This window comes from Enterococcus sp. LJL99, assembly GCF_054871725.1.
The window spans coordinates 334,001-353,104 of record NZ_JBTXLT010000001.1; the positions used below are offsets into that span (position 1 = coordinate 334,001).

General features: G+C 35.1%; 19 protein-coding genes. 2 read left to right on the forward strand and 17 right to left on the reverse strand.

What is annotated here, in order from left to right:
* Nucleotides 1–12 precede the first annotated feature (12 nt).
* Nucleotides 13–2,088, reverse strand: coding sequence for an ABC transporter permease (locus ACYSNW_RS01650; RefSeq protein ID WP_461742607.1), 2,076 nt, complete (start codon nucleotides 2,086–2,088; stop codon nucleotides 13–15).
* A complete protein-coding gene (locus ACYSNW_RS01655; RefSeq protein ID WP_461742608.1) occupies nucleotides 2,078–2,845 on the reverse strand; it encodes an ABC transporter ATP-binding protein in 768 nt (255 codons plus the stop codon). Before ACYSNW_RS01655 ends, ACYSNW_RS01650 begins: the two co-directional genes overlap by 11 nt.
* Nucleotides 2,846–3,130: 285 nt before the next feature.
* Here ACYSNW_RS01655 and nrdD point away from each other — a divergent pair, with 285 nt between their 5' ends.
* Together nrdD and nrdG are read left to right on the forward strand one after the other, a co-directional pair.
* Complete coding sequence (gene nrdD / locus ACYSNW_RS01660; RefSeq protein ID WP_461742609.1) at nucleotides 3,131–5,323, forward strand: anaerobic ribonucleoside-triphosphate reductase; 2,193 nt, start codon at nucleotides 3,131–3,133, stop codon at nucleotides 5,321–5,323.
* Between the two features lie 148 nt (nucleotides 5,324–5,471).
* Entirely contained in the window at nucleotides 5,472–6,074 is a 603-nt protein-coding gene (gene nrdG, locus ACYSNW_RS01665; protein ID WP_461742610.1) for an anaerobic ribonucleoside-triphosphate reductase activating protein, read from the forward strand.
* A gap of 58 nt (nucleotides 6,075–6,132) precedes the next feature.
* Here the strand turns inward: nrdG and dinB are convergent, their stop codons facing one another.
* The 15 genes from dinB to dnaX all read right to left on the reverse strand — a co-directional run bounded on the left by dinB (nucleotide 6,133) and on the right by dnaX (nucleotide 19,103).
* The gene (gene dinB, locus ACYSNW_RS01670) at nucleotides 6,133–7,272 is read right to left on the reverse strand and encodes a DNA polymerase IV (protein ID WP_461742611.1); all 1,140 of its coding nucleotides are present in this window, start codon (nucleotides 7,270–7,272) and stop codon (nucleotides 6,133–6,135) included.
* Between the two features lie 238 nt (nucleotides 7,273–7,510).
* Nucleotides 7,511–7,867, reverse strand: coding sequence for a P-II family nitrogen regulator (locus ACYSNW_RS01675; protein ID WP_461742612.1), 357 nt, complete (start codon nucleotides 7,865–7,867; stop codon nucleotides 7,511–7,513).
* Between the two features lie 11 nt (nucleotides 7,868–7,878).
* Nucleotides 7,879–9,096, reverse strand: coding sequence for an ammonium transporter (locus ACYSNW_RS01680; RefSeq protein WP_461742613.1), 1,218 nt, complete (start codon nucleotides 9,094–9,096; stop codon nucleotides 7,879–7,881).
* A 208-nt stretch (nucleotides 9,097–9,304) separates the two neighbouring features.
* Nucleotides 9,305–10,171, reverse strand: coding sequence for a 16S rRNA (cytidine(1402)-2'-O)-methyltransferase (gene rsmI / locus ACYSNW_RS01685; RefSeq protein WP_461742614.1), 867 nt, complete (start codon nucleotides 10,169–10,171; stop codon nucleotides 9,305–9,307).
* A 144-nt stretch (nucleotides 10,172–10,315) separates the two neighbouring features.
* A complete protein-coding gene (locus ACYSNW_RS01690; protein ID WP_461742615.1) occupies nucleotides 10,316–10,663 on the reverse strand; it encodes a DNA replication initiation control protein YabA in 348 nt (115 codons plus the stop codon).
* The gene (locus ACYSNW_RS01695; RefSeq protein ID WP_461742616.1) at nucleotides 10,656–11,498 is read right to left on the reverse strand and encodes a PSP1 domain-containing protein; all 843 of its coding nucleotides are present in this window, start codon (nucleotides 11,496–11,498) and stop codon (nucleotides 10,656–10,658) included. Before ACYSNW_RS01695 ends, ACYSNW_RS01690 begins: the two co-directional genes overlap by 8 nt.
* Before the next feature lie 16 nt (nucleotides 11,499–11,514).
* The gene (holB, locus tag ACYSNW_RS01700; protein ID WP_461742989.1) at nucleotides 11,515–12,462 is read right to left on the reverse strand and encodes a DNA polymerase III subunit delta'; all 948 of its coding nucleotides are present in this window, start codon (nucleotides 12,460–12,462) and stop codon (nucleotides 11,515–11,517) included.
* A 1-nt stretch (nucleotide 12,463) separates the two neighbouring features.
* Nucleotides 12,464–12,793 carry a cyclic-di-AMP receptor gene (locus ACYSNW_RS01705; RefSeq protein WP_461742617.1) on the reverse strand — a complete coding sequence of 110 codons (330 nt, stop codon included), beginning with the start codon at nucleotides 12,791–12,793 and terminating at the stop codon, nucleotides 12,464–12,466.
* 13 nt (nucleotides 12,794–12,806) lie between these two features.
* On the reverse strand, nucleotides 12,807–13,451 hold the full coding sequence (gene tmk / locus ACYSNW_RS01710) for a dTMP kinase (RefSeq protein ID WP_461742990.1): 645 nt from the start codon (nucleotides 13,449–13,451) through the stop codon (nucleotides 12,807–12,809).
* Between the two features lie 288 nt (nucleotides 13,452–13,739).
* Nucleotides 13,740–14,663, reverse strand: a complete 924-nt coding sequence (locus tag ACYSNW_RS01715; RefSeq protein ID WP_461742619.1) for a TMEM175 family protein — start codon at nucleotides 14,661–14,663, stop codon at nucleotides 13,740–13,742.
* 74 nt (nucleotides 14,664–14,737) lie between these two features.
* Complete coding sequence (locus ACYSNW_RS01720) at nucleotides 14,738–15,295, reverse strand: sugar O-acetyltransferase (protein WP_461742620.1); 558 nt, start codon at nucleotides 15,293–15,295, stop codon at nucleotides 14,738–14,740.
* Between the two features lie 23 nt (nucleotides 15,296–15,318).
* Nucleotides 15,319–16,080, reverse strand: a complete 762-nt coding sequence (locus ACYSNW_RS01725) for a nucleoside phosphorylase (protein WP_461742622.1) — start codon at nucleotides 16,078–16,080, stop codon at nucleotides 15,319–15,321.
* 63 nt (nucleotides 16,081–16,143) lie between these two features.
* Complete coding sequence (recR, locus tag ACYSNW_RS01730; protein WP_461742623.1) at nucleotides 16,144–16,740, reverse strand: recombination mediator RecR; 597 nt, start codon at nucleotides 16,738–16,740, stop codon at nucleotides 16,144–16,146.
* A gap of 261 nt (nucleotides 16,741–17,001) precedes the next feature.
* Complete coding sequence (locus ACYSNW_RS01735) at nucleotides 17,002–17,316, reverse strand: YbaB/EbfC family nucleoid-associated protein (RefSeq protein WP_461742625.1); 315 nt, start codon at nucleotides 17,314–17,316, stop codon at nucleotides 17,002–17,004.
* A 17-nt stretch (nucleotides 17,317–17,333) separates the two neighbouring features.
* Nucleotides 17,334–19,103, reverse strand: a complete 1,770-nt coding sequence (gene dnaX, locus ACYSNW_RS01740) for a DNA polymerase III subunit gamma/tau (RefSeq protein WP_461742626.1) — start codon at nucleotides 19,101–19,103, stop codon at nucleotides 17,334–17,336.
* Nucleotide 19,104: the final 1 nt, after the last annotated feature.

Consider the following 19,104-nt stretch of genomic DNA (forward strand, 5'->3'; position numbering starts at 1 on the left):
TAATTTTTATTGTCAGCGATCTTTTCGGTGGACAATTCGACTATATATTGCTGAAGTTAAAAAGAAATAAAATAAATAGATTAGAATCAATAAACCACAAGCAAAGTAAGCTAACCAATATCCAGAACTACTGATTACTTTACTCAATATCAATATGGCAAAAAGCGCATGTAAACTTCCAATTATCATTGGTGGGAAAAAGATCATACTATTTTGTTGATAGACTAAACGAGTGATTTGCTTTTTGGGAACACCGATTTTTTTTAATAAATCATAACTTTCTTTTTCCTTTTCTGCTTCTGAAAATTGTTGCAACATTAAGATACTCCCACTAATAATAAAAGCTAGCACACCTAAAAACATCGCTACATATATAAATAACCCCATCACTCGGCGCTGATAACGTAAGTCAGGAAAACGGCTCGTATAATTAAGTTGCCACATTTCTTGCCGTTTATCTTCTATTTGCTTCTCTCCATCTTCTAGATTATTAGAACTTTTTTCAATTGTGCCTTCAACTTGATTATTGGCCCATTCATAATTATACTGAATCGGCATTTGCCAATCTGGTTTGATTTGATTTATAATTTTGTTTACTACTTTCTCTTCATTTTCTGCTGCTAAATCAAAGGCAACCAACATATAGTCTGTTCCCGTTTTTATTTGAGAAAACACTTGATCTGAAACAATTAAAGTCGGCGCATCATAACGCATCAAAATTTGACCTAAATAATCTCCTTGGACCGCTTGCACTTCCAAATTGATTCCCCCTGCTAAGTTAACAGGAATTTGATAATCGACCAAACCACTTAATAAATCTTGTTCACTATCCAATACAACCGTATTTTTTTCGCTATTCAGCGTAATTTCTTTCAAATATGGATTTATTTGCTGATATTCTTGGTAATTTGATAATGCCAATATATTGACTAAATTAGTAAAATCTTGACTAGCTGCTCTACCAATCCTATACTGCAGTTTAGCGCCTGTTAGTTTATAATGCAACTGGACTTTAGTCTCAATTTTAGCTTGCTTTTCTGACTGAATAATTTGATTCATTTGTTCAAAATGGTTTTCCGAAACTAAAAAATCTACTGGATCGGTCACATTTACAGAACGCATACCAATTGTATAAAAAGAAGTTGCTCCGCCAATCATACTTAGTGCAGTTGCCAAAAAAATAGTGATTGCGTATAATCGTTTGCGTCCTCTTTGAATATGAACTCTAGTATTCCCAAGCACTAACATATTCAAATGATGTTGCGCAAAATTGGTTTTACTTAATAAGAAAACTAGTAGGTAGATTGTATATTTATAAAATAGATATGTGCCAATCAAACAAACAAATAAAATAAATAATGGTAAAAAGATTGCACCGTCTATTCCTAATCTACTTTTCAATAAAAGCATAATCACTTCTATAATATTATAGGCCAGCAGATAGCCCAATAGAATCAAAAATAAACCTAAAAAACTTAAAAAAATACTTGTTTTAGTTAATTGATTCTCATTGCTATTTTTTTTATCCCAACGATCGAATACCTTGCTCAAATGATAACGATAAATCAAAAAAGTGCTTCGCGCAGAAATAATCAACAACATTAAAACAAAAATAATACTTGTTTGAATCATCGAAGGAATCGATAATGAAAATAAACTATCTACTTGGAGAAACATCGCTTTTGCTAGAACCATCGAAAATAATTTTGAAAAAATAATACCTAAAACCAAGCCTGAAAATAAAGAACACGCACCTAGTATCAGTGTTTCAGTAAAAAATAAAAAAGAAATTTTGCTTTTTCTCATACCAATCAATTGATAAATCCCAATTTCTTTTTCTCTTTTAGATAAGAAAAAATGATTAGCCGAAAGCATAAAACCTAAAATCATGATGATAACCAATGCCCCGCCTAAACTCATCGCTCCATTAATATGAATATCTTGTCCTGCCCGTCTTACCAAAGTACGATTATAGGTAAGCGCATTAAAACAATAATAAACAACAACCGCAAAAGTCATACTAACAAAGTAAACAAAATAATTCAAAAACTGACCTTTTAAACTTTTTTTGGCTAAATTAAAAATCATTGGCTCGTCCACCCCCACCGATTGTTGCTTGCATATCAATCACTCGGTTAAAGAATTCTTTGCGCGACCCTTGGCGAACAACTTCAGAGAAAATAACACCATCTTTAATGAATAAAATCCGATTACAATAACTAGCCGTATATGGATCATGTGTAACCATCATAATCGTTGCATCATCTTGAAGATTCATTTCAGTCATATATTGTAATAATTCTGCTGCTGATTTTGAATCTAGCGATCCTGTTGGTTCATCAGCAAAAATGATTTTCGGTTTCGTGATCAACGCTCTGGCTGCTGCAACACGCTGCTTTTGACCAATCGATATCGCATTTGGATAAGAGGATAAAATAGTCGTTATTCCCAAAATATTAGCTACATGAGCTAGACGTTCTTCCATATTATCTATAGCTAAACGATCAACAAACAATGGCAGTAAAATATTGTCTCTAACCGTCAGCGTATCCATCAAATTAAAGTCTTGAAAAATGAATCCTAATTTTTTACGTCTGAAATCACTTAATTCATTATCTCGCATTTTTAAAATATCTTGTCCATCAATAGAAACGGTTCCCATCGTAGGTAAAGAAATAGTTGAAATAGTATTTAACAGTGTTGATTTACCGGCTCCACTGGGACCCATAATCCCAATAAATTCCCCTTGATCAACAGAGAAAGACAAATTATCCAAAACCTGAACCTTATTATTTCTATGTCCATAGGATTTGCTTAGATGGTTTACTTCTAAAATTTTTTTCATCCTTTACACCTACTTTCCTGTGCTATTTTATTTTACCAATCTTTTAGTTTACTGAACATCATTTCACTCTATAAAAAAATCGATTTTTTTTACTTTTTTTTATCATTGCAATTCTTAATTAGAAACTCAACGGGCGATTGCTTTCATCCTCTTTTCAAAACCAGTTAAACACAACATATAGATGGTTTTTCCGTTATTTTAAAAAAATGACCACTATATCTAGTTGAAACAATATTGAATTTGTTTTATTATAGATAAGGAATAAGAAAGAGGAGCTGGGTAAAAATGATGGAAATCAAACAAGAAAAAAATCCTTTGAATGGAACAGATTCTACATTACACACATTAAAAATCGTCAAAAGAGATGGACGCTTAGTCGATTTTAATGATCAAAAAATATACGATGCTTTGATCAAAGCTGAACAAAAAATTCATGGTACCCTAGATCCTCTCGCTCATGAACGAATTCAAGAAATCGTTGAACGTGTTGATCAAGAAATCTCTGAACGTTTTCTAGATAATGTAAAAATTTATGAAATTCAAAACGTGGTCGAACATATCTTATTAGAGCTAAATGAATATGAACTGGCAGAAGAATATATTAATTACCGTACACGTCGCGACTTTGAGCGTAGTAAAGCAACAGATATTAATTTTACCATTGGCAAGCTAATCAATAAAGACCAAACCGTTGTCAACGAAAACGCGAATAAAGATAGTGATGTATTTAATACCCAACGAGATTTAACGGCTGGGATTGTTGGTAAATCAATTGGGCTTAAAATGTTGCCTGCACATGTAGCTAATGCGCACCAAAAAGGTGATATTCATTATCATGACTTAGATTACCATCCATACACACCGATGACTAACTGTTGTTTGATTGACTTTAAAGGGATGTTAAATGGCGGATTTAAAATTGGAAATGCCGAAGTTGAATCACCAAAATCGATTCAAACAGCAACAGCCCAAATTTCTCAAATCATTGCGAATGTTGCTTCAAGCCAATATGGTGGTTGTTCAGCTGACCGTGTGGATGAACTTTTAGCTCCCTTTGCAAAACTAAATTATGAAAAACATTTAGCAGATGCCAAAGAATGGATTGAGACCCCTGAACGCCAAGAAGCCTTTGCTAAATCAAAAACGAAAAAAGATATTTACGATGCTATGCAAAGTTTAGAATATGAAATCAATACGTTATTCACATCAAATGGTCAAACGCCCTTCACTTCTTTAGGGTTTGGCTTAGGGTTAAATTGGTTTGAACGTGAAATTCAACGTGCAATCTTACAAATCCGCATCAACGGACTTGGGAGTGAAAAACGTACCGCTATTTTTCCTAAATTGATTTTCACGTTAAGACGTGGGGTCAATTTGAACGCTGAAGATCCAAACTACGACATTAAGCAATTAGCACTAGAATGTGCTACTAAAAGAATGTACCCAGATATTTTAAATTATGATAAATTAGTTGACTTAACGGGTAGTTTCAAAGTTCCTATGGGTTGTCGTTCGTTTCTTCAAGGTTGGAAAAATGAAGAAGGCGAAGAAATCAATGTAGGACGCATGAACTTGGGTGTAGTTACATTAAACATTCCAAGAATTGCTTTAGAAGCACATGGCGATATCGATAAATTCTGGACACTCTTAGCTGAACGTTTGGAAACGATGAAAGATGCGCTAGTTTATCGTGTAGAACGCTGTAAAGAAGCAACCCCTGCCAATGCACCTATTCTCTATATGTATGGTGCCTTTGGAAAAAGATTATCTCGCAAAGATTCTGTCAATGAATTATTTAAAAACAAACGAGCAACTGTTTCAATGGGCTATATCGGCTTATACGAAGCTGCTTCTGCTTTCTTTGGTGGCGAATGGGAAAATGATCCTGAGGCAAAAGAATTTACCTTAGCAATCGTTAAAGAGTTAAAAGCTCACGCTGACCAATGGGGCAATGATTATGGTTATCATTTTAGTGTTTATTCAACACCAAGCGAAAGCTTAACGGATCGTTTTTGCCGTTTAGATACCGAAAAATTTGGTATTGTCGAAAATATTACCGATAAGGATTACTACACCAATAGTTTCCATTATGATGTGCGTAAAAATCCAACGCCGTTTGAAAAATTAGATTTCGAGAAAGATTATCCACAATATTGTTCAGGTGGTTTCATTCATTATTGTGAATATCCAGTTTTACAACAAAATCCTAAAGCTTTAGAAGCTGTTTGGGATTATGCTTACGATCGTGTCGGTTATCTTGGAACAAATACACCCATTGACCATTGTTATGAATGTGATTTTGAAGGGGACTTCCATCCAACTGAACGTGGGTTTGAATGTCCACAATGCGGCAATCATGATCCAAAATCTTGTGATGTAGTCAAACGTACTTGTGGTTATCTTGGTAATCCACAAGCAAGACCCATGGTTCACGGTCGTCATAAAGAAATCTCATCTCGAGTGAAACATATGAAATAGCAAAATCTATCTGTAAGATGAATGATTTTACTAGCTTTGATTTATGTTTCAACTGTTATTACAAGTTAACAAGCTATCACTTACTAAAAAACGATGTTCCCTGCATTCGCTTGTGAGCATCGTTTTTCCTTTGAAAGGGGGACTGACAATGAAAAATCCAGCACCAAAAGAATGGTTATCAGAAAAATTAAGTCAAAAATACATTGCAGATTACAAAACGTTTAATTTCGTTGATGGTGAAGGGGTTCGTAATAGCCTTTACGTCAGTGGCTGTTTATTTGCTTGTGAAGGTTGTTTCAATGAAGCCGTTCAAAGTTTTCGCTATGGAAAACCTTACACAAAAGAATTAGAAGAACAAATCCTAATTGATTTGGCTCATGATCATGTCCAAGGATTAACGCTATTGGGGGGAGAACCTTTTTTAAATACTGAAGTTTGTTTATCTGTAGTTAATCGAGTCAGAGAACAGTTTGGTGACACTAAAGATATTTGGTCTTGGTCAGGCTATACCTTCGAAGAATTAATTCAAGACTCTGAGGATAAATTAGAATTATTAAGTAAAATAGATATTTTAGTTGATGGTCGTTTCGAACTAGCCAAGCGTGATTTAAATCTGCAATTTCGCGGTAGTAGCAACCAAAGAATCTTAGATGTCAAAAAATCATTAGCCAGCGGTAAACCGATTATCTGGGATAAATGCCATGATGCAGAAAAATCCTACGAACAAATCAAGAAAGCCAAACTTATTTGATTGTTCTAATCATAAAAAAGAGCAGGAATAAGAAAAATCATTGTTGATTTTCTTATCTCTACTCTTTTTTATTATCGGAGGTTTGCTTTTCCCATAAAGGCAAAGTAATATTTTCATACGTCACAGGATCAAGATTTGTCACAGTGATACCTAATAGTCTGATTCCCGACTCCAAACCTAAAACTTCTTCCCAAATCAAATGCGCTTGATAATAAATCTGCTCCTTTTTCGAAACATATTCCGGTAACGTTTTTCTTTTGGTAATTGTTGTATAGTCCGCATAACGAACCTTCAAAACCACTGTTTTCCCATGTTTTTGCACTCGTTTTAAAGAAGCTTCTACTCGTTCTGAAAGCTGTCTAAGCTGAGTGACTACTTGATCCTCTGTTCTGAGCGGGACGCCATAGGTATGTTCTTTACCGACAGATTTACGATCTCGAGTTACATTTACTGGTGAATTATGAATCCCTCGAACTTTTCGATAAAGAGAATAGCCCATCTTGCCAAATTGCCGAATTAGTTCCATTTCATCGATATTATATAAATCTTCACCCGTAAAAACGCCTAAATCATGCATTTTCGGAACAGTTTTTTTACCGATTCCATGAAATTTTTCAATCGGTAAGGCCTTTAAAAAAGCTTCTGCATCCTCTGGCATTACAACTGTCAAACCTTTTGGCTTTTGGTGATCCGATGCTAGTTTAGCTAAAAATTTATTATAACTTACTCCTGCTGAACAAGTTAAATGAAGCTCGTTCCAAATATCAAATTGAATCAATTTCGCGACTTTAATTGCTGATTTACTACCAATTTTATTCGTTGTGACGTCTAAATAGGCTTCGTCAATCGAAACTGGTTCAATAATATCGGTATAACGACGAAAAATGGCTCGAATTTGCTGCGAAATCTCTGAATACTTTTGATGGTCACCAGGTTTAAAAATGGCTTCTGGACACAATTCAAACGCTTTTTGCGCACTCATCGCTGAATGAATCCCAAATTTGCGCGCTTCATAATTGGCAGTCGTTACCACTCCCCGTCCGCCTGTATCACTAGGATGGCGAGCAATGACTAATGGATGGCCAACAAGTTCTGGATGATCTCGTTCTTCGACAGATGCAAAAAAAGCATCCATATCAATATGAACAATTTTACGTGAAGTATCCTTTTTCAAAGGAAAACGTAATTCATTCGGCATTGAGATTTTCCCCCTAAAATAACTGCTTGTCGTTCTATTCATTATAGACGAACTTTTGTTCGTTATCAATAAAAAAAGACTCGTTTAGGTCAAAAGTAGTTCATAAAAAAATAAGCGATTTATCATAAAAACTTGAAGAACATCAAGTACCACTCATCCAACATAGAATGTGAACTTTTCATGTTTCTAGTTATCTTCATGATTTATCGCTTATTCTTATAAATTTACCATTTTTACTTTATTTAGTCGTGTTTTGGATTGCATTAACTCCACGTTCACCTGTTCGAATGCGGATTGCCTCGTCAACCGTTGAAATAAAAATTTTCCCATCTCCGACGGTTCCTGTTTGACAAGTTTCCAAAATCAACGAAATAACTTTCTCCACTGTTTCGTCTAAGACAACAAAACTAACTCTCACTTTTGGTAATAACGTAGTAATGACTTCTTGCCCGCGCACGTACTCTTTGATTCCCTTTTGATTCCCACAACCTAAAACCTGTGAAACAGTCATCCCCGTTGCATCGACAATCTCATTTAAAGCTAATTTTATTTCTTCTAATTTTTCTGGTTGAATGATTGCTTCTACTTTTTTCATTCATCGTCCTCCTAAGAATCTAATCCCATAAAGGTAGGATAAGCCGTTTCATCATGCTCGATTCGATCTAAGCCAATTGCTTCTTCTTTTGCCGTAACTCTAATTGGCATAAATAACTGAATGCCTTTAATAATTAAATAGCTAGCCACAGCAGCAAAAACAACGGTAAATGCAATACTAGCTACTTGAGCAATAAATAATTCCCCACCGCCATAAAGTAAACCAGTTTTTCCTCCAATTGAAGGATCAGCAAATACGCCCGTCATGATTCCACCAAAAATCCCACCAACACCATGACAACCAAACGCATCAAGGGCATCATCATAGCCTAATTTGTGTTTTACAAATGAAATGAAATAATAACAAAACGGGCTAACTAAAGCGCCAAAAACAAAAGAACTCCAAAGTGAGACAAAACCTGCTCCTGGTGTGATGGCTACTAAACCAACAACAGCTCCGGTACAAGCACCGATAACGGTTGGCTTTCCAATTGTTAATTTTTCAATCAACATCCAAGAAAGCATCGCAGTTGCAGCTGCAGTATTGGTCGTTAATAGCGCATGAATTGCTAACCCATCAGCTGCCAACGCCGAACCAGCATTGAAACCAAACCAACCGAACCAAAGTAACCCTGCTCCTAAAACAACAAACGGAATATTATGTGGTCGATATTCATTTTGTCGATACTCTCTTCGTTGACCTAAAACAATAGCTAATACTAAACCTGAAATACCTGAACTGATGTGAACAACATTTCCACCAGCGAAATCAATCGAACCAATTTCTTCTAAAAAGCCACCGCCCCAAACCATATGAGCCATTGGATAATAGACGATGATTGACCAAATAGCAATAAAAATAAAGATTGCTGAAAATCTCATTCTTCCAACAACCGCTCCTGTAATAATCGCCGTTGTAATAATCGCAAACATCATTTGAAATCCAGCAAATAAAGCCTCTGGAATTCCTTCACCTTCTGTTAATGAAACATGATTAAAAAATAATTTATCAAAATTTCCGACAAATAACTGGTCTCCACTAAATGAGAGACTATATCCTACAATAATCCATAATACAGAAGCTAAACCCATGACGCAGATAACCATCATAATAGTATTTAGAATGTTCTTTCGACGTTCTAATCCTCCATAAAAAAAAGCTAATGCAGGTGTCATTAAAAATACCATAGCCGAACAAATTAAAATAAATGCAATATTTCCAGCTTCCATATCAATCATCCCCCTAAAATAGTAAAAATTATCAACTCTCAACCAGTTGATGTTAGTTATTCTACCATCATATAATCCCAATAACTAGCAAAAACTTAAAAAAAATAAAAATAACTTCATTTTCCTAACAAATGAAGTTACTTTTATTAACATCGATAAATCAGTTTTCTATTTTTTCACTACTCATTCAACTATCAATCTAAAAAAATCAATCAACATGATATTCTTTATAGACTTCTTGCTTTTTTAATTTTCTACCTTTCGCTACTTCTTTAATTGCTTCTTTAGATGACAAACCTTCATCGATTAATTGCTCCACATGTTGACGAATTGATAACAACAATGATTCATCATCAATTTCTTTTTCACCAGAAAAGCCAGCCACAAGTAGGCAACATTCTCCTTTAAGTGTATTTTCAGCCAAGTAATCAATTAATTCAGCCAGTGAGCCACGCAAATATTCTTCATGCAGTTTTGTTAATTCGCGACAAATAACAGCTTGCCTTTCAAAACCAAATACCTCTGCCATATTTTTTATAGTAGCTAAAATACGGTAGGGGGATTCATAAAAAATACTAGTTGCTTCTAATTCTTTTAAATCAGCTAATCGTTCAACTTGTTCTTTTTTCTTTCGAGGTAAAAATCCGTAAAATGTAAAAGGTTGAGGAATCAATCCAGAAGCAATCAACGCAGTAATTCCTGCAGAAGGCCCCGGTAAGGCAATCACTTTAATGTTTTCTTTTAAACAAGCCTCCACCAATTCATGACCTGGATCACTAATAGAAGGCATCCCAGCATCACTAACTTGAGCAATGGTATCCCCTGCTTGCATTTTTTTTATTAATTGGGGAATTCTTTCTTTAAAATTATGCTCATGAAAACTTAATTGTGGTGTTGAAATTTCAAAATGGTTTAATAATTTTTGGGTATTTCTTGTATCTTCGCTAGCGATTAAAGTAGCGTTTTTAAGTTGTTTAATGCAGCGATAGCTCATATCTTCCAAGTTACCGATTGGCGTTGGAACTAAATATAAACACCCAGCTGAGCTTTCAGCATAGCTCTTTTGCTTTAGCATCTGCAACATCCTTTCAAAAATAGAGATTAAGACAATAGTGCCTTCATTTCAGAACCAAATAGTTACGATTAATTATCGTATTACTCAGCACCAAAATTCACACTCTTCGTCTCAATCTCTTACTATATTGTATTTTACTTATGTTTACTTCGTTCGCTCTCCATAAATTACATCTAAACAAAAGGCACATTCTTCATCATTTTCGCGACGAGAACCATATAAAATATTACATACGTGGAAGCCCTCTTCATAAAGTTTCTCTAAATTCATTCTAGATTTAGAAAGTTCTTGTTTGGCTGAATCAGCTGATTCATTTGCTAGTTTATTCAATTCTTGTAAATGTTCACGAAGTCGTTGATTCTCAATCTCTAAGGTCGTATTTTTTTCAACCAACTCATGCAAAGCCTCTTTAATCTCGCTCAATTGAGAAAGAGTTCCTTTTAATTCTTGTTCTAATGAATCTACACCATCATATAAAGAACGCTTATCCATTCAAATCACCCGTTTCGGCAACTCGAGCTTTTTCGGTAGCTTCTTTTATTTCTTCATACTCATATTCTACCGCTGTTTCACGTCCAACTAAGCGCACCTTAATCACTCTACTTAACAAGTTTAACCCAACTACTTTTCCTTTACCATCGGGTGTCACTACTTGTTTACCATAATCTGGTAATTCTTTTTTAGCTGCTTCGTACTCATCATTCTCATATTTTAAACAACACATCAAACGACCACATAGACCAGAGATTTTCACTGGATTAAGAGAGAGCCCTTGGTCTTTTGCCATCTTGATTGAAACTGGCATAAAATCACCTAAAAACGAAGAACAGCATAATGGTCGCCCACAAGGACCAATTCCACCCAAGATTTTGGCTTCATCTCTCACACCAATTTGGCGCAATTCGATTCTTGTACGAAAAATAGCTGCTAAATCTTTTACTAGCTCTCTAAAATCAATTCGACCATCTGCTGTAAAGTAAAAAATCATTTTACTACGATCAAAGGTATATTCAACACGAATTAATTTCATCTCTAATTCATGAGCCAAGATTTTTTCTTTCGCTGTAGACAAGGCAACTCGTGCATCATCCAAATTTTTTTGTTCTTTCTCCAAATCATTTTTTGATGCTTTATTTAAAATGGGTTTTAACTCATCTGGTAAATCTTCAGGATCAATCGTCTTTTTAGGTATGGCAACTGTCGCCAATTGTTTAGATTGTTGTGTTTCCACAAGGACTTTATCATTGTAAAAATACTCTGATTTTCCAGGAGCAAAATAATAGATATGACCAGCTTCTCGGAAGCGAACTCCTACTACTTCTACCATTTCCATCCTCCTACTTCTATTTTAGGGCAATCATACGTAGTACTAATTGTTCACAAACACTTTGCCAGCTAACATTGGCTTCCCATTTTTGGCGCGCCTTTAAAATCAGCTCAACAGCTTCTGCTTGCTTTTCAACAATTCTTTTAGATTTAGCTACCTTCACATCTTGAACAAGTTGTTTTCGAAAATAGGCTAATAAAAGCTCAAATCCTAGGGCTTGCTGCTCTTTTTCTTTAAAATCTTTAAGCATCTTTTTTTGAACATAAACAAATGCTTGGTGATCAGCTTGAACCAAGTAGTCAAACCATTGTTGAATTATTTCCCTAGCTTCATTAAACCATTCATCTTCAGCGATTTCAACTGCTTTATCAAAACTATTTGTGAGTTCTGTTAAAAGTTCTGCGGTTTGCTTAGTATATCCATTAGCAACAAGAGCATTTCTTAATTTTTCTTTATTTAATGGTTGAAAATGTAAGATTTGACATCTTGATTGGATTGTCGGCAAGATTTTAGGAAGTGAAGCTGTTTCTAAGATTGCCACAACTTTACCATCAGGTTCTTCTAAAAATTTAAGTAAACCATTCGCTGCGCCAATACTCATTTTTTCTGCTTGCTCAATAATGAAAACTTTTTTGGCTGCTTCCATCCCGCTTTTACTAAACTCCGATTTTAATTGTCTGATTTGATCGACTTTAATTGTTTGGCCGTCTGGCGTAATTCTAAGTACATCTGGATGTTCATTTTCATTGATTCGAATACAGTTATGGCATTCATTGCAAGGATTGTCATCGATTAAATGCGTACAAAAAATTCGTTTAGCCATCCATAAAGCAAATGCTTGTTTTCCTGTTCCGGAATCCCCTTCAAAAAGATAAGCATGGGCAATTCGACCATGCTTAAAACTTTTTTGAAGTTGCTGAAAGAGCAATGGTTGTTGCTCTGAAAGAACTTGCTTTTCATTCATATCAATATTGATGGAAGCCTTCAACTGGCAAGACAAACACCGTTGCCCCACCGACTTCAACCTCTACAGGATAAGGAACTTGACCATCCATTGAGATATCCAAGGTAACTGGTGTTGAAACGTATTGCTTACGTGATTCGCACGTTTTCTTAATTAATTCTAACGCCTCATCTACACGGTCATCGTCAATCCCCACGATAAATGTACTATTCCCTGCTTTCAAAAAACCACCTGTTGAAGATAGTTTTGTCGCACGAATATTTGCATCAATAAATTCGTTCGCTAATCGATTACTGTCTTTATCTTGTACAATTGCTAAAATAATTTTCATGGTGGTCACCTTCCTAGTTTCTAAAATAGTTTGGGTATCGATCAATAATTGCTTGGAACGTTGCTTCAACAACATTTTCTAAACTCATTCTAGCATCAATCTTAATGATTCGCTCTGGATTTTCATCAACTAATTTTAAATATTCATGACGAACACGTTGGTGAAATTCAAGCCCTTCTGAATCTAAACGATCGATTTGTTGTTTACGATTATTTTGAATTCTTCGTAAGCCAGTATCTGAATCAACATCTAAATAAATAGTAAAATCTGGAACAGTTCCTTCAATTGCAAATTCATTAATTGAAGCAATTGCTTCAACCCCAATTCTACGACCTGCTCCCTGATAGGCTAATGAACTATCAACAAATCGATCACATAAAACGATATCGCCCGCTTCTAAAGCTGGCAATACTTTTTGCATCAAATGTTGACGTCTAGCTGCTGCATATAACAAAGCTTCAGTTCGTTCATCCATTTCTTCATTTTTAGGGTCCAAAATGATTTGACGGATTTTTTCCGAAATCGGAATCCCTCCTGGTTCACGCGTTTTAATAATTGAACGTTTTGCTACTAAATCTAATTTCGGATACAATTCGCTTAGGACACTCGTTTTTCCTGCTCCATCTGGTCCTTCAATTGTTATAAAAATACCTTGCACTGTTTTTGCTCCTATCTTACTCATTTGAATCGTCTACTTTATTATACTGTATCTGTTCTTGACAGTCTAATTGAAACGGCTGATAAATGAAACTATTCTGCTTCTTTTTTATGCATGAAACATAAGTGAAATGTTTATCTTTAACCAAAAGAACCTTTTTAAAATAAAAAAGTGGGTGAACATCAGAATCTCGGCAAATCCCTGACCATCATTCATTGTAAAGAATGCAATAACTGTTCCTTCATCCAATTGCTCGGTTCTCAGACCTAATCACTTTTATCTCAACCTCTATTTTTTTTCTGGTTGTTTTGACTGATGGGCTTTTGCTAAGTAGACTTTTTTTGCCATTTTTTCGGCTTCATGTTCTAAGCGATTTAAGCGATGAGCTAAACTATTGCTTTCTTTTTTCGTTTCTGCCTGCACCAATTGTCTTTTGGTTGTAGTGATTTCTTCATCTAACTGTTTTTGCCACTGCTCGTTAAATTGATTCCACCATTCGGGAGAAAGATTTTCTCTATTTCTTCGTGCATCGCCCAAAGAAGTTTGTAAAATCCGAGAATACTTACGGGCTGAATTTCCCCAAAAGTTTTTCTTATCACTCAAATAAAAATCTTTTTGCTCTGTATCCATTTGATTAACAAAGGCTTCTTCTTCTCGATCAATTACATTTTGTAAAAAACTAAAAATCGGTAAAAACATGTAAATACCCAACGTCACGGTTACTGCAAAAAATGATAACAGTAATAGCACTAGCCTTAACCCAATCGTCATTATCGACCGTTTTTTCAATACCTCAATAAAAAAGGCATCGATTTTATGTTCTTGCATCGCTTCTTTAGTCAATGAAATTAGTAATAATTGTGTCAAAATCACAACTATTAAAGTCAGTAAACCATAGATAAATAGTGTTTCTTTCGTTGTATCTTCAATGATTAATCCAGTAGCTTTTGGCACTAAAGATAAGAAAAATAAGGAAATCAAATAAATAACTAAATCTTTATTTCTAACGACTTCTACCTTGTTAAATGCTTGCGCAGTTTGAAACCAAAGATCTGCGACAAAACAAAAACTGATAAAGTAAATCGCTACACTGCGTAATAACAAAACATAGTCCAATTCACCCGAAGAAAATTCAATCGGTAAATCAATCACCATAATCGTTAAAATGATTGCTATAATTGCATCACTAAATAATACGACACGTTCTTTCATAAAAACCTCCATAAAAAAAACAAGCGACAAGTTGTATACTCCTACTTCATTACCAACTAATCAATAATTCTTAACTATAAGTTCTTTACGACTCGACATGGGCTACCAAAAGCTAATACATTATCGGGAATATCTTTAGTTACTAAACTTCCCGCTCCAATTACACTATTCTCACCAATTGTTACTCCTGATAAAATAATCGAATTCGCTCCAATCCAGGCATTTTCCTTAATAAGTACGGGTAAGTTATACTGCGCTTTTGCTTTTCTTAACTTAGGATCAAGAGGGTGTTCTGCTGTACAAATCGTCACATTAGGACCAATCATTACCTCGTCCATGATTGTAATGGTTGTATCATCTACTAACGACAAATTGAAATTCGCATAAACATTTTTACCGAAATAAGTATTTTTCCCCCAGTTCGCTCTAAATGGTGGTTCAATATATGACCCGTCCCCAAAATCGCCCAATAATTTCGCTAAAATAGCCGCTTTTTCCTTGGTTTTACTTGGTAATAAATGATTAAATTCAAATAATAAATCACGATACATTGCTTGTTCTGCTGATAATTCCTGACTTTCATAATAAATTTCACCACTATGCATTTGCTTTTTCAGTTCATTAAGATCCATCTTCTCTCACCTCGCTTTCTTTTTTATCCACATTTACTAATCTCATCGGCTAATTCTAAAGCAACCGTTAATGCATTATGTAAGTTATTTCGATATTCTTTACGACTTCCCCATTCAACTGCATCTAAATTATCTGCCGTGAAGAAAAACGGGTATAACTGAACTTCACGGAATTGTGACCAAGCTAATAGAGCAGAACATTCCATTTCGACAACCGCACACCCTTGTTCTTTTCGCCGTTTTATTTTCGCTTCTGTTTCTCGATAAAGCGCATCGGTAGTCCAAGTTTTTGCTTCAATAAAAGGAATTTGCTTTTTAGAAAGAGTTTTCTTCATAAAGGATGAGTCCCTATATGGCATCGTTACCTCATCCGTCGGCACCATATAGTGATAAGAAGTTCCCTCATCTCTTACAGCTGCCGTCGGAAGAATAATCTGACTATGAGCAATCGAACGATCAAGAACACCACAAGTTCCAAATACAATAAATACTTTGACTCCTTGAGGAATCAATTCTTCTAAGTGTCCGACACAAGCAGATGCGCCTAAACAAGCCATTGTTATAGCAACTCTCAAATTTTCCTTTTCAAACAAATAAATCGGGATTTCCCCATTCAAAGAATAAGTACCGCCAATTTTTTCCAGATTATATTTTGCGACAAAATCATCAACTATTTTTTTAGAGAAACACGCAATCACGATTTCGGGAAAATTGGGACTCTTTTTTATTATCATTTGTGGATTGATTTTAGCCTTTTTATTTTCATCAAACTCTTCCAAGATCATTTTATTAGCTCCTTTTTACAACTAATTAAATAACTTCTAATTACTTTTTCTTTTATAAATACTTTATAGTTCCCGCCGACCTTCCACTGCTTTTAACAATGTCACTTCATCTGCATACTCGATATCACTACCAACAGATAGTCCATGTGCCAAACGAGTCACTTTGATTCCAGCTGGTTTGATTAAACGAGAGAGATACATAGCAGTTGCTTCTCCTTCTGTTGTTGCATTCGTTGCGATAATTACCTCTTTTACTTCATCATCATGTAGACGCTGAATCAATGAAGCAATATTGATATCTTCTGGTCCTGTTCCTTCCATTGGTGAAAGTACACCATGAAGAACATGATATAATCCATGGTATTCACGCATTTTCTCTAAAGCCATCACATCTTTTGGCTCTTCCACGACTAAAATCGTACTCCGGTCTCTGGTTTTGTCTTGGCAAATTTCACAAGGATCTTCTTCTGTGATATTTCCACAAATACTACAAAAATGTAAATCTCGTTTCACACTAATCAAAGATTTAGCGAAAGCATTGACATCCTCTTCTTTCATATCCAACGTATGAAAAGCCAAACGAACGGCTGTTTTCTGACCTATTCCAGGTAATTTCATATAACTTTCTACTAATTTTGCGATAGGTTCAGGATAATGCATCCTCTATCAGTCCTTTCATTCGTTTATCTTAAGCATTGAGCAAATAGAATTTTTTTATTATTTAGTTAAAAAATCAACTCTTATTATACCATTTTTCCTTTAAAAATTTGCTTATTTTCTATTAATCCAGTTGAATAAGCGATAGGACTTCTAATAATTAAATTAAGTAAATAAAGAGATTTAATCAAACAACCGAATCTTACCTGAAATCAGCTAGGATTTCGATAAGATTCGGTTGTTTAGTTTTAGGTCATAACCAGTTTATAGACCTGGGATTCCTTTAGCATATTGTCCCATGGTTGCTTCTGTTTCTTTTTCAATTTTAGCTAATGCATCATTAACCGCCATCACGATTAAATCTTGCAACATTTCTGCATCTTCAGGATCGATAACTTCTTCTTTAATCGTTAAATCTTTCATTTTACGATCTCCTGTAAAAATAGCCGTTACAAATTGATTCGTCGCTTCTCCTGTAAATTCCTTCACATTCAATGCATCTTGTGCTTTTGCCATATCTTTTTGCATTTTTTGAACTTGTTTCATCATGCCTTGCATATTTCCCATACCACGCATCATTATTTATCTTCTCCATTCTAATCATTTATTACTTCAACAAGCGAGTCACCAAATAAAGCAACCGCTTCGTCTACTACTGTATTTTCTTTTTCTTCAACTACTTCTTCAACATCCAATAATTCAGCACTAACAGTGACATCGGTTCGATCATTGGTATCTGTAGGATTTTCCTTATTTTGAGTGATAAACGACTGTCTCAAGCTTGGCCAACTATCTCTCGTAATACAAATCATAGACGGTGCATAATTGACCAATCTACTTAAATTATTGTGCACAGCAAGTTGTAACTCCTCGTCATCCATTGCACGACCACAAACAATTTCATAGTCAAAGGCTATGACGACTCCTGTAGGACTCGCTGCGACAGGCTCACTTGCTTTTAGCATCGCTCGTTGGGTTACAGAAAGCATTTGGAGCAAGTCTTCCCAAACATTCTTCACATGCCCTAAATGTTCTCGTGTCGCTTCATTTAGCACTTGATACACACGTTCAGTCGGGATACGAACCGCGTTTCGGCTATTAGTCACTCGATTATTAGTCGGTTTTGCTGGTTTTGTTTCTGACTGACTAATCCCATTTTTCTTCAATTCTGCTAACTCTTGTTGCAATTGCTCGATTTGTTTTTGTAAAATCGAGACATCTGGCAGATCGACTTCATGGCCTTGAGCTTGTACCTGTTTTTGTGGTTCCATTACAAGATTAGGTTGGACTGTTTTTGCTAATTTAACAGTAGCTACTTCTAAATAAATATTCGCATTATTTGTAAATCGAATCTCATTTTGCGTATCACTTAAGATTTGGATTAACTGATAGATTTTTTCAGCACTTGTATTCGTAGCAATTTCTTTAAAGCGCTCTGTTAGATGACCAGCCTTTTCACTCAATAAATTAGGTGCTTGTTGATACATCAATAAATCACGATTATACAGCAATAAATCTTCCAAAAAGCGACGTGCTTCTTTTCCAGAATCTAAAATAGTTTCTAATGCTTCTAATGACTGTTCGACATCACCTGCAACACAATATGAAATGTAATTATCCATCATTTCATAAGTCAAACTACCAGTCACTTGCATCGCATCAGCTAAAGTTACTTTATCTTCACTAAAGGAAATCGTTTGATCCAAGATACTCAACGCATCTCGCATCCCACCTTCAGCTGCTCGACCAATTACATATAAAGCTTGCTCTTCATAATCAACAGAAATTTCTTTTAAAATATACGCCATATGATTTACAATATCTTGTGTCGTGATTCGTTTAAAATCAAAACGTTGCGTTCTTGAAATAATCGTCAAAGGAATTTTATGCGGTTCTGTCGTAGCTAAAATAAAAATAACATTTTGTGGTGGTTCTTCTAGTGTTTTCAATAAAGCATTGAATGCTCCTGTTGATAACATATGTACTTCATCAATGATATATATTTTGTATTCGGCTTGCGTCGGAGCATACTTAGCTTTATCTCGAATATCTCTGATTTCTTCTACGCCATTATTACTTGCAGCATCTATTTCGATTACATCGTTTAAGCGCCCTTCTGTAATCGCAATACAGGTTTCACACTTATTACAAGGTTCGCCATCAACACTATGTTGACAGTTAATCGCTTTGGCAAAGATTTTAGCTGCACTTGTCTTTCCAGTTCCTCTTGGGCCGGTAAACAAATACGCATGCGAGGTTTTCTTTTGTACAATCGCATTTTTTAATGTTTGAGTAATTGCTTTTTGTCCCACAACATCATCAAAACGCTGTGAACGCCAAACACGGTATAATGCTTGATATGCCATT